The 24378-nt window shown below is 63.6% G+C and carries 22 protein-coding genes, 2 pseudogenes and 1 riboswitch; of the genes and pseudogenes, 7 read left to right on the forward strand and 17 right to left on the reverse strand.

Annotated elements, in window-relative coordinates; translation table 11 throughout:
- Positions 1-2259 (forward strand): DUF5682 family protein, encoded by a 2259-nt coding sequence (locus AC0L3O_RS04310; RefSeq protein WP_473614896.1) that lies wholly within the window; start codon positions 1-3, stop codon positions 2257-2259.
- The gene (locus tag AC0L3O_RS04315) at positions 2252-3493 is read left to right on the forward strand and encodes a VWA domain-containing protein (protein ID WP_473534889.1); all 1242 of its coding nucleotides are present in this window, start codon (positions 2252-2254) and stop codon (positions 3491-3493) included. The genes AC0L3O_RS04310 and AC0L3O_RS04315 overlap by 8 nt, the downstream gene beginning before the upstream one ends.
- Positions 3494-3577: 84 nt before the next feature.
- On the opposite strand, the gene AC0L3O_RS04320 is transcribed toward AC0L3O_RS04315, so the two are convergent.
- Positions 3578-4504, reverse strand: coding sequence for a pseudouridine-5'-phosphate glycosidase (locus AC0L3O_RS04320; protein ID WP_473614898.1), 927 nt, complete (start codon positions 4502-4504; stop codon positions 3578-3580).
- Between the two features lie 31 nt (positions 4505-4535).
- Positions 4536-5645, reverse strand: a complete 1110-nt coding sequence (locus AC0L3O_RS04325; RefSeq protein ID WP_023800173.1) for a carbohydrate kinase — start codon at positions 5643-5645, stop codon at positions 4536-4538.
- Between the two features lie 170 nt (positions 5646-5815).
- Here AC0L3O_RS04325 and murQ point away from each other — a divergent pair, with 170 nt between their 5' ends.
- The 3 genes and pseudogenes from murQ to AC0L3O_RS04340 all read left to right on the forward strand — a co-directional run bounded on the left by murQ (position 5816) and on the right by AC0L3O_RS04340 (position 8027).
- The gene (gene murQ / locus AC0L3O_RS04330; protein ID WP_473534891.1) at positions 5816-6739 is read left to right on the forward strand and encodes an N-acetylmuramic acid 6-phosphate etherase; all 924 of its coding nucleotides are present in this window, start codon (positions 5816-5818) and stop codon (positions 6737-6739) included.
- A gap of 33 nt (positions 6740-6772) precedes the next feature.
- Positions 6773-6902: pseudogene (locus AC0L3O_RS04335) on the forward strand (esterase); the annotation flags it as partial.
- A 9-nt stretch (positions 6903-6911) separates the two neighbouring features.
- Positions 6912-8027, forward strand: coding sequence for an anhydro-N-acetylmuramic acid kinase (locus tag AC0L3O_RS04340; RefSeq protein WP_473615018.1), 1116 nt, complete (start codon positions 6912-6914; stop codon positions 8025-8027).
- Here AC0L3O_RS04340 and AC0L3O_RS04345 read toward each other — a convergent pair whose 3' ends face one another.
- Positions 8028-8453 (reverse strand): GNAT family N-acetyltransferase, encoded by a 426-nt coding sequence (locus AC0L3O_RS04345; protein WP_236370212.1) that lies wholly within the window; start codon positions 8451-8453, stop codon positions 8028-8030. It abuts the gene before it with no gap.
- A 119-nt stretch (positions 8454-8572) separates the two neighbouring features.
- The gene (locus tag AC0L3O_RS04350; protein ID WP_473534892.1) at positions 8573-9751 is read right to left on the reverse strand and encodes an MFS transporter; all 1179 of its coding nucleotides are present in this window, start codon (positions 9749-9751) and stop codon (positions 8573-8575) included.
- A 48-nt stretch (positions 9752-9799) separates the two neighbouring features.
- Between AC0L3O_RS04350 and AC0L3O_RS04355 the strand changes: the two genes are divergently transcribed.
- Positions 9800-10339: an Lrp/AsnC family transcriptional regulator gene (locus tag AC0L3O_RS04355; RefSeq protein WP_023800168.1), complete on the forward strand. Its 540-nt coding sequence runs from the start codon at positions 9800-9802 to the stop codon at positions 10337-10339.
- Between the two features lie 71 nt (positions 10340-10410).
- Here the strand turns inward: AC0L3O_RS04355 and AC0L3O_RS04360 are convergent, their stop codons facing one another.
- The 7 genes and pseudogenes from AC0L3O_RS04360 to AC0L3O_RS04390 form a co-directional block, all read right to left on the reverse strand.
- Positions 10411-11337: a manganese catalase family protein gene (locus tag AC0L3O_RS04360; RefSeq protein WP_023800167.1), complete on the reverse strand. Its 927-nt coding sequence runs from the start codon at positions 11335-11337 to the stop codon at positions 10411-10413.
- A 304-nt stretch (positions 11338-11641) separates the two neighbouring features.
- Complete coding sequence (locus AC0L3O_RS04365) at positions 11642-12478, reverse strand: GNAT family N-acetyltransferase (RefSeq protein ID WP_473534893.1); 837 nt, start codon at positions 12476-12478, stop codon at positions 11642-11644.
- A gap of 4 nt (positions 12479-12482) precedes the next feature.
- On the reverse strand, positions 12483-13268 hold the full coding sequence (locus AC0L3O_RS04370) for an aspartate/glutamate racemase family protein (protein WP_473534894.1): 786 nt from the start codon (positions 13266-13268) through the stop codon (positions 12483-12485).
- Positions 13240-14057: pseudogene (locus AC0L3O_RS04375) on the reverse strand (ABC transporter permease). The gene AC0L3O_RS04370 and the pseudogene AC0L3O_RS04375 overlap by 29 nt, the downstream one beginning before the upstream one ends.
- 4 nt (positions 14058-14061) lie before the next feature.
- Positions 14062-14946 carry an ABC transporter permease gene (locus AC0L3O_RS04380; protein WP_473615019.1) on the reverse strand — a complete coding sequence of 295 codons (885 nt, stop codon included), beginning with the start codon at positions 14944-14946 and terminating at the stop codon, positions 14062-14064.
- Positions 14947-15169: 223 nt separating this feature from the next.
- The gene (locus AC0L3O_RS04385; RefSeq protein ID WP_287341357.1) at positions 15170-16459 is read right to left on the reverse strand and encodes an ABC transporter substrate-binding protein; all 1290 of its coding nucleotides are present in this window, start codon (positions 16457-16459) and stop codon (positions 15170-15172) included.
- Positions 16460-16492: 33 nt separating this feature from the next.
- Positions 16493-17581: an ABC transporter ATP-binding protein gene (locus tag AC0L3O_RS04390; protein ID WP_473614899.1), complete on the reverse strand. Its 1089-nt coding sequence runs from the start codon at positions 17579-17581 to the stop codon at positions 16493-16495.
- Between the two features lie 260 nt (positions 17582-17841).
- On the opposite strand from AC0L3O_RS04390, the gene AC0L3O_RS04395 reads away from it, so the two are divergent.
- Positions 17842-18555 (forward strand): GntR family transcriptional regulator, encoded by a 714-nt coding sequence (locus AC0L3O_RS04395; RefSeq protein ID WP_023800160.1) that lies wholly within the window; start codon positions 17842-17844, stop codon positions 18553-18555.
- A gap of 157 nt (positions 18556-18712) precedes the next feature.
- Here AC0L3O_RS04395 and AC0L3O_RS04400 read toward each other — a convergent pair whose 3' ends face one another.
- The 6 genes from AC0L3O_RS04400 to AC0L3O_RS04425 form a co-directional block, all read right to left on the reverse strand.
- Positions 18713-19297, reverse strand: a complete 585-nt coding sequence (locus AC0L3O_RS04400) for a HupE/UreJ family protein (RefSeq protein ID WP_473614901.1) — start codon at positions 19295-19297, stop codon at positions 18713-18715.
- A gap of 55 nt (positions 19298-19352) precedes the next feature.
- A complete protein-coding gene (locus tag AC0L3O_RS04405; protein ID WP_128171905.1) occupies positions 19353-19886 on the reverse strand; it encodes a hypothetical protein in 534 nt (177 codons plus the stop codon).
- Between the two features lie 2 nt (positions 19887-19888).
- Positions 19889-21097 (reverse strand): agmatinase family protein, encoded by a 1209-nt coding sequence (locus tag AC0L3O_RS04410; RefSeq protein ID WP_473534897.1) that lies wholly within the window; start codon positions 21095-21097, stop codon positions 19889-19891.
- Between the two features lie 12 nt (positions 21098-21109).
- Positions 21110-21919 (reverse strand): ATP-binding cassette domain-containing protein, encoded by an 810-nt coding sequence (locus AC0L3O_RS04415; RefSeq protein ID WP_287171725.1) that lies wholly within the window; start codon positions 21917-21919, stop codon positions 21110-21112.
- On the reverse strand, positions 21916-22728 hold the full coding sequence (locus AC0L3O_RS04420; protein ID WP_128171902.1) for an ABC transporter permease: 813 nt from the start codon (positions 22726-22728) through the stop codon (positions 21916-21918). Before AC0L3O_RS04420 ends, AC0L3O_RS04415 begins: the two co-directional genes overlap by 4 nt.
- A gap of 105 nt (positions 22729-22833) precedes the next feature.
- Positions 22834-23898 carry a putative urea ABC transporter substrate-binding protein gene (locus AC0L3O_RS04425; protein ID WP_473534898.1) on the reverse strand — a complete coding sequence of 355 codons (1065 nt, stop codon included), beginning with the start codon at positions 23896-23898 and terminating at the stop codon, positions 22834-22836.
- A 99-nt stretch (positions 23899-23997) separates the two neighbouring features.
- A riboswitch (guanidine-I (ykkC/yxkD leader) is annotated at positions 23998-24112 on the reverse strand.
- Positions 24113-24378 lie beyond the last annotated feature (266 nt).

The following is a 24378-nucleotide window of genomic DNA, read 5'->3' on the forward strand; positions in this document are numbered from 1 at the left end:
ATGGGGCACAGCGACGTCGCCTATTTCGGCATACGCCATCACGGGCCGGGCTCCGCCGACAGCCTTGTGCAGGCATTGCAGGATTTGCAGCCGGTCGCCGTGCTGATCGAGGGGCCTATCGATGCCTCCGCGCTGCTGCCGTTGCTGGCCCGCCCGGAGATGCAGCCGCCGGTAGCACTGCTTTGCTATTCGGAGGAGGATCCGGCTTCGACAAGCTTCTGGCCATTCGCCGAGTTCTCGCCGGAATATCAGGCGGTCCTTTGGGCCGTGGACAACAAGGCGGCGTTGCGCTTCATCGACCTGCCGTCGTCGGCGCGCTTCTCGGAAGCGGCGGTCGACGGCGCGGAAAAAGTCGATGCTGACGATGCGAAGGAGTCAAGCAAGCGTGATGATGTGGCTCCGCATCGGCGTGATCCGATAGGCACGCTGGCCCGCGCCGCCGGCTATGAGGATGGCGAAAGCTGGTGGTCGGACATCATCGAGCAGAATCCGGAACCAGGCCCCATATTCGCCGCCATCTCCGACGCGATGATAACGCTGAGGGATGGTGAAGGCTCGATCGCGCAGTTCGAGGCCCAGCGCGAAGCGCATATGCGGCTCGAAATCGCTGCGGCGCGCAAGGAATTCGACGGACCTATCGCCGTCGTCTGCGGGGCGTGGCATGTGCCGGCACTGCAGGCGACACACATGCAGAAAAACGATCAAGCCCTGCTTAAGGGGATTGCGAGACGCAAGAGCACGATGACATGGGCGCCGTGGACGGGACCGCGTCTGGCGCTGGGCTACGGCTATGGCGCGGGCGTCGTCGCACCCGGCTGGTGCAAGCATCTCTGGCGCACGCGCGGCCGGCGCGATGCAGCAACCTTGTGGCTTGCAATGATTGCAGCGGTGCTGCGGGTGAAGGGTCACCTGGTCTCGACCGCTTCGCTGATCGAAGCGGAGCGGCTCGCCCGCACGCTCGCCGCGATTCGCGAGCGGCCGAAACCCGGGTTTGAGGAATTGCGCGACGCCGCAATTGCGGCTCTGTTCAACGGCGAAGCGTTGCTGTGGGCCGTGGTCGAGGCCGAGCTGCTTCTAGGTGCGGACGTCGGCGAAATTCCACCCGACACGCCGTTGGCGCCGTTGATCGAGGATCTGCAGCGCAACCAGAAGGCGGCGCGGCTGAAACCTGAAGCGCTGGAGCGGGAACTATCCGTCGACCTGCGAAGCGACAGCGGGCTGTTTCGTTCGACATTGCTGCATCGGCTGAACGTGCTTGGTGTGCATTGGGGCAAGTTGACGGACGCCGGTCGCAGCCGTGGCACGTTCCGCGAGCGGTGGACCCTGGCCTGGGAGCCGGAATATGCCGTTCGCCTGGTGGAGAACCTGATCTACGGGCCGACCATCGAAAAGGCTGCCAACGGCCGCCTGATACAGATCATCCAAGCCGCAGCAACCCTCGATACGCTTGCGGCACTGGTCCAGGGCGCCATCACGGCAGGCCTGTCGGAAGCATCGACCGCCGGTCTCGCGGCCCTGGAGGCGCGCGCGGCGCGCAGCAGCGAATGCCTGGAGATTCTGGCCTCGGTGCCGCCGCTCGCCGACATCATCCGCTACGGCGAGGCGCGCAAAACCGAGACGAACCGGCTTTCCGGCCTCATGGAGCGGCTGATCGTCGAAGGTGCGATCGCACTTCCCTATGCGGCACGCGACCTGGATGAGCAGGCCGCCGCGACGCTGGTAAGAGCGATGCGCAAGGCCGATGAGGCGATCAGGCTGGTGGAGCCGGGGGAAGACGTGCTGAACGGATGGCGCAACGGGCTGGCTGCCGTTCTCGAGGGGTCGCGGGCGACGGCGCTATTGGCCGGATGCGCCGCGCACCTGCTCTACGAGGCCGGCCGCCTGTCCGCCGAAGCCGCAGCCGAGCTGCTCGGGCGACGCCTGTCGCCGGGCACGCCAGTCGCCGAGGCGGCGGGGTTCTTCGAGGGCTTCTTCAGCACAGCTGGTCAACGGCTGATCTATGACGAAGGTCTCCGCAGCGCGGTCGATTCCTGGCTCAAATCTCTCGACGAAGATGCTTTCATCGCGCACCTGCCGTTGCTGCGCCGCGTCTTTTCCAATCTGGACAGCATGGAGCGCCGGCGGCTGATCGAAGCGATTCTCGGCCGCGCCGCGCGCTTGCCGGCTGGCCTGACGCCGACGCCGGACGGCGGCGAGGCATGGCGCCGACACCTGGAACGGCTTGGACCATTGCTCATGGGAGGAAACGGCAATGGATGACGAGGGCGAAATGAACGGGCCCGGCCCACGCACGGCCGATGCCGGAGGGGAGCGCCGCTGGCGCCTGGCGATCGGCGCCGATGACGAGGCGTCGGCGGCACTTTCCAGCGACGACAAACGACTTTCGGCGGCACTCGATGCTCTCTACGGCGATGGTGCCAGCGCGGCGGCCAGTGACCCGCGCAAGCGGCGTGGCGGGCTTGGCCGCTCGGCACCGCGCGTTGCGCAATGGATGGGGGACATTCGCTCCTTCTTTCCCGCGCAGGTCGTTCAGATCGTCCAGAAGGACGCTTTCGAACGGCTGGACCTGAAGCAGATGCTGATGGAGCCGGAGTTCCTCAAGGCGATCGAGGCGGACGTCAACCTGGTCGCCGACCTGATTTCACTGCGTTCAGTCATGCCGGCCAAGACCAAGGACATCGCCCGCACGATCATCGCCGACATCGTCGCCAAGCTGATGCAGAAGCTGGAGCAGAAGACCGCCGAGGCGATACGCGGCGCGCTCGACCGATCGAAGCGCACCAAACGTCCGCGTGCGCGCGATATCAACTGGCAGCGCACCATCTCGGCGAACCTTCGCCACTACCAGCCCGAGCACAAAACTATCGTGCCGGAGAAGCTGGTTGGTTTCATGCGCAAGCAGCGTCGGCTAGTCGACCTTGACGAAGTCGTTCTCTGCGTCGACCAGTCCGGCTCGATGGCAAGCTCGGTCGTCTACGCCTCGATCTTCGCGGCAGTGATGGCCTCGCTGCCGGTCGTGCGCACCAAGCTCGTCTGTTTCGATACGGCCATCGTCGACCTTACCGAAGAACTCAGCGATCCCGTCGAAGTGCTGTTCGGCGTGCAGCTCGGCGGCGGCACCGATATCAACCAGGCCGTCGCCTATTGCGCCGACCGTATCGAGCGGCCAACCAAGTCGCATCTGGTGCTGGTCACCGACCTCTACGAGGGCGGCAATGGCCAGGAATTGCTGCGGCGGCTGGCGGCGCTGGTTCGATCCGGCGTCAATGTCGTCGTGCTTCTGGCACTGACCGACCAAGGCCGGCCCGGCTATGATCCGGCAATGGCAGGTTCGGTTGCCGCACTTGGCATTCCGGTCTTCGCCTGCACGCCGGATTTGTTTCCAGACATGATGGCGGCGGCATTGCGCCGCGAGGATATCGGCGCCTGGGCGGCGGGAGCCGACATCAAGCTGGTTCGCGCCGAGACCGAGGCGCCCAGGGCGGACGACTGAGCCCCATGTTCCAGAGGGTTGCCGAACTCCCTGTCGCGGCTGGAAAGCGGCTGGACAGGTCAGCGATTGTGGCCGGCAGTTCCGCTATTTCATGTCCTTCAATCCCGCATGCGCCACGGCAATGCGGGCAGCGAGCGCCGCGTTGTTGCGGACCAGCGCGATGTTGGCCTTCAGGCTGCGGCCCTGCGAAAGCTCGTTGATGCGGGCGAGCAGGAACGGCGTCAGTTCCTTGCGACCGATGCCGCGTTTTTCGGCTTCCGCCACCGCCGCGGCGATCGTGTCATCGATGAAGGCTGGATCGAGCGCATCCAGTTGCGGAATTGGATTGGCGACGAGGATGCCTGTGCCCGAGCCGATCTGCTCGTGCAGCAGCATGGCCTGCGCAATGTCCTGCGGCGTATCGAGGCGGTGATCGGCTTTAAGTCCGCTGGAGCGCGTATAAAAAGCCGGAAAGTCGTCGCTCTGGTAGGCAATCACCGGCACGCGCTGGGTCTCCAGATATTCCAGCGTTTTTGCAATATCGAGGATCGATTTCACGCCGGCGCAGACGACGGTCGTGCCGGTCTGGCCGAGTTCGGTCAGGTCGGCCGAGATATCGAAACTGGCTTCGGCGCCGCGATGCACGCCGCCGACGCCGCCGGTCGCGAAAATACCGATGCCCGCCAATGCAGCGATCCGCATCGTCGCCGAAACCGTGGTTCCGGCCGAGCCGCCGCCCACCATAATGGCGGCGAGGTCGCGCCCGGACGCCTTGACCACGTCCTTTGCCGCTGCCAGCTGCTCCAGCTCGCGGTCGTCGAGCCCGACCTTGATCTTGCCGGCGACCACCGCGATGGTGGCGGGCACGGCGCCATTCTCGCGCACCACGGTCTCGACGCCGCGGGCAGTCTCCAGATTGGCTGGATAGGGCATGCCGTGGGTGATGATCGTCGATTCCAGCGCCACCACCGCGCGGCCTTCACGAAGTGCTGCCGCGACTTCGTCGTTCAGGTGGAGAAGGGAAGGTTTCATCGTCATTTCGCTTTCAGGGGTCGTCTGGCTTTCAGGCGGGAATGCGGTACATGCCGGCGGTGAGGAAGCGCGGCGACAGATCGGGATGGACGCTGGATTCGCTCTCGGTGGTCAGCGTGGCGAGCAACGCCCCGGTGCGCGCCGAGTCGAGCACGGGATCGCCCGAAAGCACCTTGTACAGGGTGCCGGCAATCATTGCGTCGCCGGCTCCGGTGATGTCGACGGCGCGGGCCGGGACGGAACGCATCGTTGCCACGCCGCCTTCGGTCGCGACCGCAAATCCGTGCGCGCCCATGGTCACGATCACCCCGCTGGCGCCGGCCGCGCGCAGCGCCGCCGCTGCCTCTTTCGGCTTCAGCCGCTTGTCGGCATCGGTGATGCCAAGCATCGTATTGGCCTCGTCATGGTTGGTGAATAAAAGGTCGATGCCGGTCAGGTCCTTCGGCAGGCGCGCCGATTTCGGCGACGACACCGTGTCGACGGCGAGCTTGAAGCGTGCGCCCTGCTTGCGTGACATCAGCGCCGCGATCGTCGCGGCCGGCAGGTTGCAGTCGATGAACACCCAATTCGCCGAAGCCAGATGCGGCCAGAAACGGTCGAGACAGGAGGGCGAAAACAGATCGAAGATCTCCATGTCGGCGATGCCGAGCACGAGATCGTTGTTGAGATCGAGGATAGCCGCATATTCCGCCGTCGGCCGCTCCGTGGTGGTGATGACCTGGCTGACGTCGGCGCCGAGGTCGCGCAGATGCCGCACCAGCGAGCGGCCGGTCTCGTCGTCGCCGACAATCGAAACGAAGCTTATGTCGACGCCGAGGCGGACAAGGTTCTCGGCGACGTTGCGGGCGACGCCGCCGAAGCTGCGGTAGCCGGCGACCGGGTTCGACGTCCCGAAGATCAGATCCTTCCTGGCGTGGTACTTGCGGTCGAGGACGGCGCCGCCGATGCAGATCATGCGCTTGGACGCCGGCAAGACATAGCCGCGGCCAAGAATGTAGCCCTTGTTGACGAGCTGCACGATGTGGGCCGCGACGGTCGAGCGGGCAATGCCGAGCGCGGTCGCTATATCCTGCTGGCCGGCGAACGGGTTCGCCGCAATGAGATCCAGCACTGCCTGTTCCTGTGCTCCAAGGTCGTCCATCGCCTCACCCCGGTCCGCGCAATTCATGCTGAACTTTGATCAACAACAGATGATGTTGTCAACATTTGTTTGGCTGACGAGCCTGTCGATGCCAGTCTCTGGTACTGGTCAACGCCCGGCGCCGCATCACATTACTTGTTGCCGATGGCAAGAAGTTTGAAAGCAGGCGGATGAACGAACAGGAGTTGATGGCGGAGCTGGAGCGGCTGGTTTCCGAGGATCGGAACCCGAGGACGATGGATATCGACCTGCTGCCGACCATCGATATCCTGCGCATGATCAATGACGAGGACAGCGGCGTTCCGGCCGCCGTCGAGAAGGTCATTCCGCAAATTGCTGCCGCGGTAGACCGGATCGTTGGTGCGTTTCAAAAAGGCGCGCGGCTTGTCTATATGGGCGCCGGCACGAGCGGCCGGCTGGGGGTTCTCGACGCCTCGGAGTGTCCGCCGACATTTGGCGTGCCCGAGGGCATGGTGCTCGGCCTGATCGCCGGCGGCCCGAATGCGCTGGTGCGGGCTGTGGAAGGCGCCGAGGATGATCCGCAACAAGGCATCAAGGCACTGCAGGGCATCAAGTTGACCGCCGACGATGTGGTGGTCGGCATCGCGGTCAGCGGCCGCACACCCTACGTCATTGGCGGCTTGACCTATGCAAGGCAGGTGGGAGCAACGACGGTGGCACTTTCCTGCAACCCCAGGTCAGTCATTGCCGGCATTGCCGACATTGCCATCTCTCCGCTTGTCGGCCCCGAGGTTCTCGCCGGCTCGACCCGGTTGAAGTCGGGAACCGCGCAAAAGCTGGTTCTCAACATGCTGACGACAGCCAGCATGATCCGGAGCGGCAAGAGCTACCAGAACCTGATGGTCGACCTCAATCCCAGCAACAAGAAGCTCGTCGCCAGGGCGGTCGGGATCGTGATGCAGACCACCGGCTGCACAGCGCAGCAGGCACGACGGGCGCTCGACCAGACCGGCAAAGACGTCAAGCTGGCGATACTGGTGACAATCACCGGGCTGGGCATCGAAGAGGCGCGCAAGGCGCTCGACAATGCGGGCGGGTTTTTGCGAAAGGCGATCGGCGAAAAGACGGCGTGAGCTGTCTGGATACCGGTATACCAGTATCCAGGATGGATCGACTTCGACAAAGGCAGGGGCATGGGAGACCTTGCTCCCCAAACGGATCCATCCGACACATCATTTCGACAGCGGGATTATCGAGATTCGCCCACCGGTAGGCGATCGCGCCAACGGAGCCTAACAAATGATGATTGCGAAAATCTGGGCCGTCGGGTTGATGACCGGCACCGTGCTGGACGGCAATATCGATGTTGCGCTGATCAAGACCGACGGCGAGCGGATCGCGGATTTCGGCACCTACACACTGGCGCCCTACCCCGGATCGATCCGGACGCTGCTGGAGGAGACGCTGGATCAGGCCAGGGCGTGGAATTTTGCCGGACCGGAACCGGCGATCTTTCGCGAAGCCGAAGAAGCGCTGACGCGCGCCCAGTCGGCAGCCGTCAGGGATCTGGTCGAAAGCTACGGGCTGACGATGGCCGATATTGGCGTCGTCGGCTTCCATGGCCAGACCGTGCTGCATCGCGCCCCGCAAACCGGCCGGCTCGGCCAGACCCGCCAGCTCGGCGATGGGGCTTTGATGCATGCCATACTGGGGACCAAGGTCGCCTATGATTTCCGTTCGGCCGACATGCGCGCCGGCGGGCAGGGGGCGCCGCTGTCGGCCGCCTATCACGCCGCGCTGCTGCGCGATGCCGATATCAGCGGCGACACGGCGGTGCTCAATCTCGGCGGCGTCGCCAACATCACCTGGTGGGACGGCAAGGACAATGTCGTCGCCTTCGACACCGGACCGGCCAATGCGCCGCTTAACGATTTCATCAAGGCGAAAGGGCTGGGCGACATGGATCGCGACGGCGCGCTGGCGCGGACCGGCACCGTCGACGAAGACCGGCTGGCCAAGCTCCTGCAGCATCCCTACCTGGCCAAGCCCTATCCAAAGTCGCTTGACCGGTTCGATTTCGGCGCAGCCATGGCGGACGGGATGAACGCTGAGGATGGTGCCGCACTGCTGACGGCCTTCACCGCTGCGGCCGTCGGCAAGGCGCTCGACCTCCTGCCGCACCGGCCGAAGCGGCTGGTGGTCAGCGGCGGCGGCCGCCACAACCCGACGATCATGGCCATGCTCGCCAGCCGCGCCGGCGTCGAAGCGGTGCCGGCGGAGGCGCTCGGCTGGAAGGGTGACGCGGTCGAGGCGGAGTGCTTTGCCTTCCTGGCGGTTCGCGTGCTCAGGGGCCTGCCGATCAGTTTTCCGACCACCACCGGTGTGCCGCAGCCGATGCGCGGCGGACGCCTTGCCGGCTGATCAAGCCAGCAGTTTCTTCTGCAGGAAGACGCGGCTGCGACCGGCGGGAAAATCGGGAAGCACGCCGAACGGCCGATATCCCTGACGCTCATAGGCCTTGGCCGCCTGGGGATTGAAGGTGTCGATCAAGGCGCCATGACAGCCGCGTGCGACGGCCTCCTGTTCGGCTGCGTCCAGCATCCTGCCGGCCATGCGCTGGCCGCGCAGCCGCTCATCAACCCACAGCCACTGCACATAGAGCCAGCCCCAGGCGGTGTATCCCGAGATGCCGCCGACAACCGCTCGGTGCTCATCGCGCACGAACACGGCGAGCACCTTCCTGTTGGCCGGACCGACTTCGCTGTCGTTGAACGCGCTGAGCCGCTCCCCGAGAAAAGCGAGTTCTTTCGGCGAAGGGTCGGCGGTGGTTTCAAGCGTCATGTTCATCGCTTGTCCAGACAGGCTCACAGCCGGATACCCGTATACAGAGCTTTGTGGCACTTTCATTTTGCATTTATCGAAGGAAAGGCGGGGAGCGCAAGCGCTGCCGCCGCGTGGCTCCGCGACTACACGGGCCGCGGCGAATGCCACGCCGCCGCCGCAGCGGCAACCAGCATGAGCAGCGCGGCGACCATTGCCGATGCCGCAAAGCCGAAGCTGGAATAGAGCGGTCCGAAGGCGGTGGTGCCGACAAACACCGCGAGATAGGTCACTGCGCTGTTCAGGCCCATGATCGTGCCGCGCCGCGCCGGATCGAGCGCCGAGAGGCGCATCACCAGGACGTTCAGCCCGAAATGATTGGCAAGGCCCCAGAGCGCGACCATCGCGATGGTCAGATGGAAACTACTGCCTGCCGCGGCCAGCGCGACATAGACGGCCGCGACGAGGAGATAGGCGAACGGCATGACACGTCGCGCGCCAAGCCGATCGATCACGCCGTCAAGCAGTGCCGCCATGCCAAAGCCGGCGCCATAAGCGAGCGCCGCCAAGCCGTTGGCGCTGACCGGCCGTCCCAAGCCATTGTGAAGGTGATCGCCAAGATACCCATAGACGCCGTAGAATGCGGTCATGAAGGCGCCGCAGGCGACCAGGAGCGGCACTATGCCGGGAACGGCCAAGGCGCCGAGCGGCGTCGGCGCCGGGCCGCTTTTCCTGACATCGCTCAACGACGTCAGCGTAAGGCCGGTCAACGCGAGCGCCGCAAGCACCGCAACCGCTGCGAAAACGGCGCGCCAATGCACCAGATCGGCAAGCACCGCCGACAATGAGACGCCGGCGACCATGCTCAGGGTCCATCCGGTCAGCACGACACCGATAGTTCCACTTTCGCGGCCAGGCGGCGCGATCGCAGCGGCGCTGGCGTAGATTGCCGGCATGGCGATACCGGCGGCGATGCCGGCGAGAAGCTGGGCTGCAACCAGCGTCGTTACCGTCGGCGCGGCGGCGCTGGCGAGAAGCGCGACCGCCAGCAGCAGCAACGCCCCTTGCAGCATGGGGCGGGCGCCGAGCCGATCGATATGGCGGGCCAGGAACAGGGCGCTTGCCGACGTTCCAAGCCCGAACGCAGCGGACGCGATCATGACGGCCGGCACGCTCGTCGCAAACGATGCGGCCACCGCCGGCGCTATCGGACCGAGAACCAGCGAGTTCGAGCCGATCACCGCGATGCATCCGGTCAAGAGATAGGCGAGCGCCGGGATAGGCGGCCTTGCCGTGAATGTTGCGACTTGATCACTGTTCGACATATGGCAATAATCGCCGTATTAAATTCTGTATCAATAAGGAATTTCACCATGGATGAAGAAACAGATGGCATTCTGCAGAACAGGCCTGCTGCCCGCGATGTCGACGCAACCGACCGAAAGATATTAGGCGTTCTGGTCGACGACGCCACGGTCAGCTATGCCGAGCTCGGTGATCGTGTCGGCCTGTCGCCGCCGGCCGCGCATGAACGGGTGAAGCGGCTTCGGCGCAGCGGCGCCATCCGCAACACCGCGGCAATCATCGATCCCAAGGCGGTGGGCAAGCCGTTGCTCGCTTTCGTCCACATCGACACCAAGGGTTGGGGAAAGACCCCCGAACTGATGGCGATTTCCGAGCATCCCGAAGTCGAGGAGATTCATTCGGTGGCCGGCGACACATGCATGCTGATCAAGGTCCGCACCGAGGACACAAGGGCGCTAGAAGGCCTGCTGTCGCGTCTTTACGAAACGCCCGGCGTGACCTCGACGCGAAGCTATGTGGTTCTGTCGACCTATCTCGAGCGGCCGGTGCAGCCCGGGATCACGACGGAATGGCCGGCACCCCGGCACATGGCCAAGCCATTGTATTAGCCGGAGCGCGCGACCGGCTGGATGAGGGAGGTTAGCGGGCTTCGACAAGCTCGCTAACCGCTCGAGGTTCGCTACCGAGACGCCTTGTAAAGCTTGGTAGCAATCTCGTACATTTCCTCAGGCGCGTAGTCCGGTGTGAAAGCTGACGGCTCTCCCACCAACTCCTGGATCTTTCCGCCCTCTGGCATTCCCTCGACCACCTCCAATTCACCTGGAGGATCGTCCGGGAGGGCCATTTCGCCATTGCCCCAGATGCCGGCTATTTCACGGTAATCTTCGGGGCTGAATGTATAAAGGCGTCGGTGCGAGCCTTCCTCAAGATATTTCTGGCTCTCCGGTATGTTGGCCAGCGGAATGTTGGGCGTCGGAAGCATCTTCTCGATTTCGACACCCGTTATCTGTTTGAGCGCGAGGGCATAGGCATGGGCGTGCACCGATCCCCTTACCAGCAGATATCCGCAGACCTCCCGTCCGGTTGGGTCCGACAAGGTTTCGTAGACCCGCAGTTTGTGAAGGCGGGCTCCGCATTCGAGATGGAAATTGTGGAGGAGGTCGAAAATGACGTTGCCGGTCGTTGTAACAAAATCCTTGTTCCAGCTCAGGCCGTTTGAATCGATCGGCACGGCGCCACCACCATGCGACAAAAATCCGGCAGCCAGCCTCGCGTCCTTCATCATTTCGAACGGCGCGCCGGTGATATCTGTCGGACCTACCGTGTCAGCGCCGGGTTCATCAGGGCCGTTCGCAAGCATCGACACCCCGTTGCTGACCAATTCGACATGGCCAAGCTCTTCGGCGGTTATGGCCGCAACCAGGCTGTAGAACGGCCTCAACTTGCTCTTCGATCGGAAATTGAAGCTTTGGAAGAGGTAGTTACCGAGTGTGGACATTTCTCCGTATTTTCCGCCAAGCAACTCCTGGAGCGCTGAAGCGGCATTGACATCCTGTTGGGCCGGTGCCGGTAATTCGATCTGAAGCTTGTCGACGCGCAAGAACATGGCCTATCTCCGTTAGAGGAGCTGACCTAACAGCACTTCGACGGTATTGTTCCCGCCTCTCAGAAGAGTATTTCTCCCGTCGACCGGCTTCTATCCCAAATTGATGCGTTGGCGCGACTGGAACGCTGCACATCGAGGCGTGCGAACGTTTTAGCGCATGCGGAAACTTGGCGGCGCCTTCATCCCTTTCGGAGATGACTACACGACCGACTGGATGAGGCAGGCTAGCTGACCCCGCCGCAGGTAACATTGAATACCGTTGCGTGGGCAGCCGGCACTGCGCACAAAAATCTGATGCCTGCCCTCAGCCAAGCTCCAGGGTCGTTATCGCAAAGACCCCGGACTGCATGAGCTGCGGCGCGCGCCCCCTGTACATTCGGGCAGTCTCGAAACCTGGTTGAAGACCGGCGGACGACAACAGACCTGCAAAACTGCCACTGGGCTCGGGAACATCGAGATGGACGTTTTCGGGACCCGACATGAGCGCGAGGGCCGCGAACAGGCGGCTTGCCGCGTCCAGGCTATTGGCAAAGAGCGGGCCGATCTTGCAACCGTCCCGGCAGCGGCGCGCGACGCCGTAGCCCGCCATGGCGCCATCCCTGACGATCGCAAGCGCGATGTGCGGCGGGCGCAGCCAGTGTTTTAGGAAGGATCGCCGCGGAGCGGGAAAGAACCGGCTGTCGTAGTCCAGAACGTCAGCCATGAGTTCCGCGCCTATGACGCAAATGTCGCTGTCGGCAGCTGCCGGAGCGTTCGGCGTGCCGACGAAGCGGATCGTCCGGTAGACCGGCGCAAAACCCATGCTGCGGTAATTGGCCTGCTGTTCGACGACACCATCGAGGCCGACCGTACGGTCGCCGAGCCGCGCCATGCCGGCATCCCAGACCGCCTTGCCATGGCCCTCACCGCGCCTGTCCGGCCGACAGATGTAGAGACCGATGAAGCCGAAATCGTCGCCATAGGCGACGGCCGAAATACCGGCCACCATCTCGCCATCGACAAAGGCGCCGATGAAGCCCTCTGGATCCGCCGCATGGAACGCCACGGCATCGCCAACACCGGGATTCCAGCCCTCCGCTGCCGCCCAGTCGACAAGGATTTTTACGTCTTCAAGTGCGAGCGTTCTGATCGTTCGGCGCATTGCCTCACTCGGCGGCTACGGTACCGGGGGCGAAGGACTTCAATGCGCCAAGATAGGGCTTTGCCAGCGGGTTTGCATAGGCGCCACGCTTGGACGTCGACAGGCCAAGCGCGATCAGTGCCTCGGCCTGCTTGACCGCGGCGCCGACGCCGTCGACGATCGGAACGCCGAACTCCCGCCGCAGCGCGGCGGCGAGATCGGCCATGCCGGCACAGCCAAGCACGATGGCCTCGGCGCGATCCTCGTCGAGCGCGCGCGCGATCTCGCCGCGCAGCTTCAGGATCGCATCAGAGGTTGGGTCTTCGAGCGCAAGAACCGGAATGTCGGCAGCGCGCACGCGTGCCCGTCCTGCCATGCCATAGCGCTGCACCAGCGCTTCGACCGGCACGCGCGAGCGCTCGGTCGTGGTGACGACGGTGAAGCGCTGGGCGATGAACGAGGCCGCGCTGAGCGCTGCCTCGCAGATGCCGATGACCGGAATGTTGGCCATGGCGCGCGCCGCATCCAGCCCAGTGTCGTCGAAACAGGCGACGATCGCAGCCAGCGCGCCCGAGCGCTCGCCGGCGGCGATCTCGACCAGAAGGCCCGGCACGGCAAGCGCCTCGTCATAGTAGCCTTCGATCGAAACCGGACCCATCGTCGAGGTGACGGCGACGATGTCCGTTCCGGCGGCGGCGACGAGCCGCGCCGCCGCTGCAATGGTTTCGGTCATGCTGGCGGTGGTGTTCGGATTGACGACGAGGATCTGCACTGCGGTTCTCTCAAGCTCGCGGCCGACGGCCGCCGACATAGGCGATTGCGCCGAGCGTCGCCAAAATCACCAGGAAGGAAAATACCGTGGTCACGGTGCCCAGCGCATAGAGCACTGGCGTCGTCACATTCGTCGTCATGCCGTAGATTTCGAGCGGCAGCGTGTTGAACGTGCCCGAGGTCATCAGGGTGCGGGCGAACTCGTCATAGGACAGGTGAAACCGAACAGGCCGACACCGATCAGGCTGGGCGCGATCATCGGCAGCACGACATGCGCGAAGGTCTGCCAGGAGGTCGCGCCCAAGTCCCGCGCGGCTTCCTCATAGGCCGGCGAAAACCGGTTGAAGACCGCGAACATGATCAGCACGCCGAAAGGCAAGGTCCAGGTCAGATGGGCACCAAAAGCAGAGGTGTACCAGGCGGGACGAAAGCCGATCTGCTGGAAGACGACGCCGATGCCGAGCGAGATGATGATCGACGGCACGACCAGGCTGGCGACTGCCAGATAGAACAATGCGGTGGCGCCGCGAAATTTTTGCCGAAAGGCAAGACCGGCAAGCAGCGACACGCCGACGGTGACGATCATCACCATCAGGCCAAGAATAAAGGAGCGTTTGAAGCTGCCGCCGAAATCACCGACCGCCTGGCGTTCGAACAGATTGGCGAACCAGTGCAGCGAAACGCCGTTCAGCGGAAAGGTCAGCCCGCCATTCTCGCCCTGGAAGGACAGGATCAGGATCGCCGAGAGCGGGCCGTAGAGAAACAGCACGAAAAGGGCGAAGAATGCCGCCAGCACGTAGAATTCAAGGGTGCGCTTGTCCCGGCTCATCGCCTCACAGTTCCTTGCGGATGTCGACGATGCGCAGGATGCCGGCGACCATCAGCAGCACCAGCACCAGCAGCACGACCGCGTTGGCGGCCGCTGCCGGATATTGCAGCAGCGACATCTGGTTCTTCATCATCAGCGCGACGGATGCGCTCTGTCCGCCGGACATCACCTGCACCGTCGAAAAGTCGGCCATCACCAGCGTGACGACGAAGATGGTGCCGATCGCCATGCCGGGCTTGGCAAGCGGGATGACAACGTTCCACAACACCTGCCAGCCAGACGCGCCGGCATCGCGCGCGGCCTCGAGCAGCGACTTGTCGATGCGCATCAGCGTGTTGAAGATCGGCGTCACCATGAACAGCGTGTAGAGATGCACCATGGCCAGCACCACGGCGAATTCGGAATAGAGCAGCCATTCGATCGGCTTCGGGATCAGCCCGATCTCAACCAGCGTCGAGTTGACCAGGCCGTTGCGGCCAAGCACCGGAATCCACGAGATCATGCGGATGATGTTGGAGGTCAGGAACGGCACCGTGCAGACCAGGAACAGCACCATCTGCATGGCGGTGGTCCTGACATGGAAGGCTAGGAAATAGGCGACCCAGAAGCCGACGAACAGCGTCAGTGCCCAGACGATACCAGCGTATTTCAGCGTGTTCAGATAGGTTTTCCAGGTCACCCAGGAGCCGAGCGTGTCGGCGTAGTTGATGGTCAGGAAATCCGGATACATCGCAGCGAAATCGTAATCCCAGAAGGAGACCACGGCGATCATCAGGATCGGCAGCAAAAGGAATGCGCCAAGGATCAGCGCCAGCGGCGCCGCCTGGAGGTAGGGGACGAAGCGGGCGACCGAGACGCGGCGGCGTTTGGCCGGTTTGGCCTTGATCATTCCAGGACGTTCGAGCACTGCTGTCATCAATATCTCGGTAGGCTGCGAGGCGGCCGGAGCTGCGTCCCTTCTCCCCTTGTGGGAGAAGGTGGATTGGCGCGCAGCGGCAAGACGGATGAGGGGTGTTGGAAGAAACTCAGTGTTGGCGATCCGTCCAACACCCCTCATCCGACCGAGCTTCGCTCGGCCACCTTCTCCCACAAGGGGAGAAGGCAAGAAGGCACTACGCCGCGATGAATTCGTTCCAGCGCCTCACCATGTAGCGGTCCTCGTCCATGACCGAGTTCCAGCAGGCGACCTTGCCCATGCGCTCGACGAAGGAGCCGCCGTCACGCACCGCGCCTGCCTTCTCCATGATCTTGCCGTCCGGCGCCATGATATCGCCCTTGGCCGGCTTGCCGTCGACCCAGTAGCCCCATTCGTCCTCGGACATGAACTGCTTGGCCGTGTCCATGGCGGCCGAGTAATAGCCCTGGCGGTTGAGGTAGGCGCCGACCCAGCCGGACAGGTACCAGTTGATGTATTCGTAAGCGGCGTCGAGCTCGGCGCCCTTAAGGTGCGCCGCCAGGCCAAGGCCGCCGCCCCACGAGCGATAGCCTTCCTTGAGCGGCTGGTACTTGCAGGCGATGCCCTTGGAGCGCACCGCAGCGACGGCCGGAGACCACATCGACTGGATGACCACTTCGCCCGATGCCATCAAATTGACGCTCTCGTCGAACGATTTCCAGAAGGCACGGAACTGGCCGTCCTGCTTGGCCTTGATCAGGAAGTCGATCGTCTTGTCGATCTCCTCCTTGGTCATGTTGCCCTTGTCGGCGTATTTGACGTTGCCCATGGCTTCCATGATCATCGCCGCATCCATGATGCCGATCGACGGGATATTGAGGATGGCGGCCTTGCCCTTGAAGGCCGGATCCATGATGTCGGCCCAGGTGGTGATCTCGCGGCCGACGAGGTCGGGGCGGATGCCGAGCGTATCGGCATTGTAGATGGTCGGAACCATCGTCATCCACTGCGTCGGCTGCTTGGCGAAGGTCTTGGCGTCCTGCGCCTCGACGAAGCCGACGGTATGGGGCGCGGTGCCCTGGGCGATGACGCTGTCGGGCGTCAGCTTGCCGGTGATGAACAGCGGTACGATCTTGTCATAATATTTCAGCTTCTTGACATCCATCGGCTGCATCACGCCGGACGGATAGACCTTCTTGGCGATCCAGTATTCGATGTCGGCGATGTCGTAGCTGTCCGGCTGGGTCACCGCGCGCTGGGCGGCGGCGTCGGAATCGGTCGCGGTCATTTCCAGCGTGATGCCGAGGTCGGCCTTGCACTTGTCGGCAATGGCGTTGAGGTTCGACACGCCGGTGCCGAACTGGCGCAGGGTGATCGGGTTCTGCGCCCAGATCGTCGGAAACCCGGTGATGGCACCCGAACCGGCGGCAAGACCGACGGCGGCAGCACCGGTCTTGAGCAGCGAGCGGCGGGAAATTCCTGTCTTGTTGTCGGTGGTGTTGGTCATGTCAGTTCCCCTGTTTTGATTGATGGTTCTGGTTCAGGAATCGAGACGACCAAGGACGATCGCGTCCTCGGCGTCCCAGGCGATCGGCACCGCGTCGCCGACGGCGACCCGCTTGGCGAAGAAGCTGGTGTCGTCGACGATGACGGTAAAATCCTCAATGCCGGCGCCATTGACCGAGAGTTTTACGGTCGAGCCGCGGTATTCGACGTTGGAAGCGATGCCAGTGAAGCCGAGCCCGGTGGCCAGTGGGTCGCCGATCCGCACATGGTCGGTGCGAATGGCGATATCGATCGGCTCGCCGATCGCCCTGCCCTGCCCGCTGGCCGCAAGCGAGGCCCCACCCGGCACATCGAAGACAACCATGCCGTCGCGGCTGCCGCTGACGCGGCCGGAGACGACGTTGTGATCGCCCATGAAGCGGGCTACGAACGCGGTGGCCGGCCGCTCGAAGACGATGCGCGGATGCGCCGCCTGCTCGATACGGCCGTCATTCATGACCACGATCAGGTCGGCGAGCGCCATCGCCTCCTCCTGGCTGTGGGTGACGTGGACGAAAGTGATGCCGAGCGACGTCTGCAGCTTCTTCAGTTCCGCCCGCATGCGGATCTTCAGGAATGGATCGAGTGCCGACAGCGGCTCGTCGAGCAGCAGCGCTTCGGGGTCGGTGATCAGCGCGCGGGCCAGAGCGACGCGTTGCTGCTGTCCGCCCGAAAGCTGCGCCGGGCGGCGGCCGGCGTAGCCCTCCATCTGCATCAGCTTCAGCATATCGAGCGCCCTGGCGCGGCGCTCTTCCTTGCCGACGCCCTTCATCTTGAGGCTGAACGCAACATTGTCGATCAGGTCGAGATGCGGAAACAGCGCGTAGGACTGGAACATCATGGCGGTGCCGCGCCTGGCCGGCGGCAGGTCGGTGACCACCGTGTTGCCGAGACGCACGTCGCCGCTCGATATGGTTTCGTGCCCGGCAATCATGCGCAGCGTCGAGGTCTTGCCGCAGCCGGACGGCCCGAGCAGGCAGCAATAGGTTCCCGCGGGGATTTTCAAGCTGATGTCTTCGACGGCAGTCGTCGCGCCATAGATCTTCGAAACGGACACGATGTCGATTTCGGCGGCTTTGGACATCCGGCTTCCTCTCTAAATCAACTTAAGCAAAGCATCATGCATGCCAACTGCCCTAGATCGGCCTCAAACGTTTGATTCCTTGGGAAAATCAGAATTGCCTCCGGCTGCCCTTCGAAACGGCATGCCTGAGAATGCACAAATTATAGGCGATCGCCAGCGATTCTCGCAAAAATCGTATGCAATCTTTTTCGGCATCGTATTCACTTTGTCCCTCGTGCAAGCGACCCGATTCAGGGTAGAAAGGTGCAGGGACGACCATCATGAATATAGCCGACCAGACTTTCCCTGCTGTCGACAGTGCCAACGAGGATCGCGCCCAGGCGATCCGCGACCAGTTGCGCGACGCGATCGTCGACCGCCGGCTGGCGCCCGGAACCAAGCTGTCGGAAGGCGAGGTCGGCACTTTATTCGATGTCAGCCGCACCGTGGCGCGCGCGGCGCTGCAGATGCTCTCCTTCGAAGGCCTGGTGCGGACCGAGCGCAATCGTGGCGCCTTCGTCGCCAACCCGTCGCCGGAGGAAGCGCGTCAGGTCTTTGCTTCGCGCCGGCTCATCGAGCCCGGCATAGCGATTGCCGCAGCCGGGCGGATGACGCCGGACCATGTCGCTGCCTTCAAGGCGCAGCTGGATGAAGAGGGCCGCTTCATTGCCGAACGCGGACCAAATGCAAGACGCTCGGAAATCAAGGCTTCGGGCGATTTTCACCTGCTGCTGGCTTCGGTTGCCGGAAACGCCATCCTCCAGCGCTTCATGGAAGAACTGGTGGCGCGGTCATCGCTGGTGATCGCGCTCTACGGCCGCTCGGGCGTCTCGAGCTGCGGCCATAGCGAACACATGAATATCCTGGAGGCGCTGGAAAATGGCAATTCCGAACGCGCCAGCGCCCTGATGCTGCACCACATCGACCATATCGAGGCCGACCTCGATCTGCGTGTCAGGAGCGGTCCGGCGCTCAGGCAGGCGCTCGAGTTCTGACGCTCATTTCGACCGGAGGGACGCGAATACCGCGCCCCTCAAAGCCGTTGGGCTCGGACCTTCAGGATCTGGTACAGCAAATCGCGGACGCGCCGCAGCCTCATCGACCACTTCTGGCTCATCTGCTTTCCAGTTCTGTTCGCCGACTGCCTATGTCTCAAAAAGCTTGGGCCGCCATGGCCATTCCAACCAGCGAGGTGGCGATTCCAGCGGTGCGGACCGTCGTCGGCCAACGAGCCAGCTTGACAGCGGACAGAATGCCGATTGCATGCGGCATCGACGTGGCGAGCATGAAGCCAGCGGCGTAGGCGATGCCGCCGGCGCTCTCGGGACTCTCAATGCCGTGGGCGTTGCCGTGGAAGAGGCCGAACAGGGCCGTCAGTGCCGCCGCGGCGGCCAGCGGCAGCGGCTTGGCGAGGCCGACCATCGCGCCGAAGACCACAAGCGACAGCGCGATGCCGGTTTCAAGCGAAGGCAGGCCGATGCCGGCCATGCCGAGCAAGGCCCCTGCGACCATGGCCGAGACAAAGAACAGCGGCACAAGGACAATGCTGCGCCCGCCGGCACGGGCGCCGATCATGCCGACTGCAACCATTGCGAGCAGATGATCCATGCCGAACAGCGGATGTTCGAGGCCGGCGAAAAAGCCGTGGACGTGAGCGCCGCCGCTATGGGCAAACGCCAGCGACGGTGTGACGGCGGCGAGAGCTGAAAGGATGCCAAGTCTTGCAAATATCTTCATGCTTGCCAAAGTTTTCATGGTTGCACCTGTTTGATGAGAATGACGGGTTCTGGTTTCAGTGCCCGGGAACGGGGAATTGCGAAGCGGCGGAACGGTCTGCTAGGGAGCGCGCGGCGGCGAAGCCGAGCGGCTTTTGCTCGCTGCCATCGTGATAGATGAAAGCGAGGCGGCGGCGGTGCGATGTCAGGCGCGCCGGCAGCGGGTGATAGGCGACGCCGGTGCCGCCGACGAGCGGCATGACCGCGCCGACGTCGACCAGATCCTCAGTTTCGACGCGCAAGAGATGAAGCCGCACGCCGTCGGCCCTCTCGCCGACAAAGGGTATGCCGGCCAGACGCAGAAAGCTGGATGGGTCCGGCGCCCGCGCAAAGCCTTCGAGGAAGGCGGTTTCGACCAGGTCGAGATCGACCGATGCGGGATCAACCGGCAGCTCGTGAGCCTGCTCCGGCAGATGCGGCGTCTGCCATTGCAGCGGCTTGCCAGCGGGCCCATTGTGGCCGGGGGCGTGCGGATGGTCATGATGACCGTTCGGCCCGTGATGATTGTGGCCGCCGTCGTGGCCATGACTGTGGTGATGATCGTCGTGCATGGTCAAAAACTCACCGGTTTGTCGATGATCGATTTGTGCTTGCCGAGATTGCCGTGCGCGACCATCGAGCCCAGCGCCTCGACGACGACGCGCACGCCGAACAGCGCGGTGATGTCCGACGTGTCGTAGGGCGGCGAGACCTCGACCACTTCCAGGCCGCAAATGCCGGGAGCCGTCACCAGCCCAAGCAGCTTCAGCGCCTCGCGCGGCAGGAAGCCGCCCGGCTCAGGCCAGCCCGTGCCGGGCACGAAACCGCAATCGAGGCTGTCGACGTCGAAAGAGATGTAGACGGCGTCGGTGTCCTTCCATGCGAGCTCGAGCGCGATTTCCGCCGCCTTCTCAAGCCCCATCTGCTCGATGTCGGCAATGGTCAGCACGTTGGTGCCGCGTTTTCTCGCCTCGGCGACGCCGTAGCGCGGGACCTGCCAGCCGCCGATGCCGAGCTGCACGAGATTGGTCGCCGAGACGTTCGGCAGGTTGGTCGCCCAGTACCAGGGCGTGGTGTGCATGCGCTCGTCGAGATCCTTTTCCTGGATGTCGATATGGCGGTCGAAATGGATGATGCCGATGCGCTTCGAGGTCACATCGGCGATGCCGCGCACGCAAGGGAAACCGATCGAGTGGTCGCCGCCCAGCATGATCGGAAGCGCGCCGGACGAAGCGACATGGCTGACGCCCTTGGTGATCTGGTCGAAGCTCTTTTCCAGGTTGGCGGGAATGGTGAAGACGTCGCCGGCGTCGCACAGCATCATCTGCTCGCGCAAATCGACGCCGAGCTCGTAATTGTACGGCGTGTACAGCGCCGAGATGCGGCGAATGCCTTGCGGCCCGAAGCGGGTTCCCGGCCGGTAAGTGGTGCCGCTGTCGAAAGGAATGCCGATGACGGCAGCATCATATTTGCCGACGTCGCGGACGTTCTCGACATAGGGCGCCTTGAGAAAGGTGTTGATGCCGGCGAAATGCGGCAGCTCGCCGCGCGCGAATGTCGGGATCGACTTGTCGACGATCGACTCCGACCCTGGCAGGCCCATGTCGAGCGCCCATTGCTGCTCCTTGCGCCAGCCGCTTTCCGGCAGCTTGCCCTCGGCCTCGATAGATTTCCAGCCCTGCGTGCCGCGGGCGTCGAAATCGGGGTGGTGAAAACGCTCCCTGGCCGCCCGGGCGACGAGCCCTGCCCGGCGGTGGCTGCGTTCGGGGATATCTCTGGACATTCAAACTCTCCGTTACGACGCCGTCGTCGCCGTTGCTGTATCCGGCCGGGTCGTCCCGACCATCGCGGCCACCTTGGCCAAGTGATGAGAGGAAGCCCGGGTCTTGCGATCGAGCTTCAAATCGTAGGTGATCGTCGCGCCGTAAGCCGACGGGAACTGCGGATCGTGGCGCACCTTGTCGAAGACCAGCACACGGGTGCCGAGCTTGAAGGCCTCGCCGATATCGTGGGTGACCATCACCACCGTCATGCCATGCTCGGTCCAGAGCTCGGTCAGCAGGTCGTGCATCTCGACGCGGATGCCCGGATCGAGCGCCCCGAACGGCTCGTCGAGAAGCAGGATCTGCGGCCGGCCGAGCAAGGTCTGCGCAATCGCCAGCCGCTGCTGCATGCCGCCGGAGAGCGATGCCGGATAGAGGTCGCGCGCATGGGCGAGGCCAACCCGCGCCAGCATGGCCTCGGCCTGTTGCCTGGCGTTTCTGCGCCTGGCGCCGAAGACGCGGCCAAACGGCCCGCCCGAGCGAAAGTCTTCGACCAGCAGCAGGTTCTGGATGGCGGTCAGATGCGGAAACACCGAATAGCGCTGAAAGACGATGCCGCGCTGCGGCGTCGGCTCGGGCACGATCGGACCATCGCCGACGATGACGACGCCGCTGCTCTGCTGCTCCTGGCCGAGCAGAATGCGCAGGAACGTCGATTTTCCGCAGCCGCTGGCGCCGACCAGCGACAGGAATTCGCCGGCTTCGGCGGTGACGTTGACCCGCTCGAGCACGCGGGCATCGCCATAACTCTTTTCCAGCCCGTGAACGACGATGCGGATCATCTGGCCTCCACCGGATGTGCCCAAGGGGAGATTGCCCGCGACAGCCGCACCAGCAGCCAGTCGGTGATCACGGCAAGCAGCGTGATCCAGGCGACATAGGGCAGGATGACGTCCATCGAGAGATAGCGGCGGACGAGGAAGATGCGGTAACCCAGCCCTTCGGTCGAGGCGATGGCTTCGGCGGCGATCAGGAACAGCCAGGCCGGCCCGAGTGCCAGCCGCACGCAAGTGATGAGGCGCGGCATGATCTGCGGCAGCACCAGCCGCAAGACCGTGGTCCAGCTGTTGCCGCCAAGCGTTTGCGCCTTGGCCACCAGTTCTGGTGGCAACTCCATCACCCGGTTGGCGATGTCGCGCACCATCACCGGCGCGACGCCGACGGCGATCAGCGTGATCTTGGCCGTTTCGCCGAGGCCGAGCGCGATGAACAGGATCGGCAGCAGCGCCAGCGGAGGGATGACGCAAACGACGGTGACGAAGGGCAGCAGGAACGCCCGCACCCGCGGGATGAAGCCGATGGCAATGCCGAGCGAAAGCGCGGCGACCGTGGCAACGCCCACGCCCGCGAACAGCCTGAGGAGACTGGCATAGGTGTCGACCCACAGGATGAGGTCGCCCGAGCGCTTGTCCGGCACCGTGGCAAGGTCAAGAAAGGCCGACCACATCTGTACCGGCGAAGGCAGCAGCTTGTCGCTGGGATTGACCGCCAGTCGTTGCGCCGAAGCGATCAGATAGGCGATCGCCACGAACAGGAACGGCAAGCCGCCGAGGAACAAGGCGCCGCCGCGCGAAACCTTCGCATTGATCATGCGAAGGCGCACCCTCGGCTTTGGCCGGGAAGGGCGCGTGGTGCCCTCACCGCCCGTCGCGGAGGCTTCATCCCTGGCACTCATTCCCTTGGCCAGCATGTCGGGTCAGGGCGTTGCGGTTGCCGCCTCGGCCATGAACGCTGGATCGAAACGCAGCTTGACGTTCTTGGCGTCGCCCAGCGTCGATCCGTCGGCAAAGCTCATGCCGACGACGTCGACGCTCGTCGCATTGGTGCCGAGAATGCCGTGGCTAAACAGGAAGTTGCGGACCAGATCCATCGTCTTCGGCAATTCGCTGCCTTCGGTAAACTCGACCGCCTTGGCGGGGTCGAAGAACATTGCCGTCGAGGCAAGCTGCGCGTCGAAGCCGGCGAGGTCGGTGCCGGACGCCTTGGCCATCTCCTCCTTGGCTGCCTTGCCTTCCGGCGTGTCGGAGATCATCAGGTCCATCACCTCGTACCACGCACCGACAAGCGCCTTGCCCAATGCCGGATTGTCCTTCAGCGTCTCGGTGTTGACGACCATCATGTCGATGATCTCACCGGGAACCTGCGCGGAATCGAAAACCTTGTGCGCACCCGGCATGGCGACGATCTCGGAAACCAGCGGGTTCCAGGTAACGACCGAGGTGACGTCGCTGGTGCCGTAGGCGGCGACCATGTCGGCATCGGACGTGTTGACGACGGTGATGTCCTTCTCGGCGAGCTTGACCGTGTCCAGTGCCCGCGCCAGCAGGTAATGCGAGACGGAGAGCTCGACGAGATTGACCTTCTGGCCGGCAATGTCGGCGAGCGCGGCCTTGTCCTTGAGGATCACCGCATCGTTGCCGTTGGAGAAGTCGCCGATGATCAAGGCGGTGGTGTCAACGCCGCCGCCTGCGGGGATCGACAGCGCGTCCATGTTGGTCATCGAACAGCCGTCGAAACCGCCGGCGGTGTACTGGTTGATGCTTTCGACATAGTCGTTGATGCGGGTGATCTCGACATTGATGCCGTTTTTGTCGGCCCATTTCTTCATGATGCCGCTGTCGGAGAGATAGCCCCACGGCATCCAGCCGACATAGATCGACCAGCATATCTTGAAGTCTTTCTTGGGCGCCGCGTCGGCGGCGGAAGCGATGGGAAGGCCGAGTGATGCGGCTAGGATGATTGCGGCCAGCTTGCGAAGCATTGCGTACCCCTGTTCGCGATCCGGATTGCGACCGGATTTAATGTTGGGGTTTGCGAGCGCGCATCCGGGAGAGGTTCGCGCCAGCAAACCCGTGCAGGGTTCTCCCGGGATTTTGGCCCGCCGTGTTCCGCCGGATGCCTCAGTGCATCCCTGGCGGTCGCATCTCTTGGACCAGCACCGCTGTGTTGCGGCCGGAACCCTAGACGCTCTGCACATCACCAACGAAGCAAGGAGCATGCCAATGCCGAACAGGCCAAAAGGCCGGCATTTGTGGAGCTGTGAGGCATCGAGCATTCGCGCGAGTGACGCGAAAATCATCGCATCGCCGACGGATTGGGCAGTTTGCCTGATTGCTGCTAGTGGTCACCTCACGTCATTCCCCCAAAACACACGGCCCCGAGATTTGCTTGGTTTTCTCGTCCAGTTTGTGCGGGACTGGACTTGATGCCATTAGCAACTCCCCGTCCCTGCCCCCTACAC

The sequence above is a fragment of the Mesorhizobium sp. WSM4810 genome (assembly GCF_055811235.1).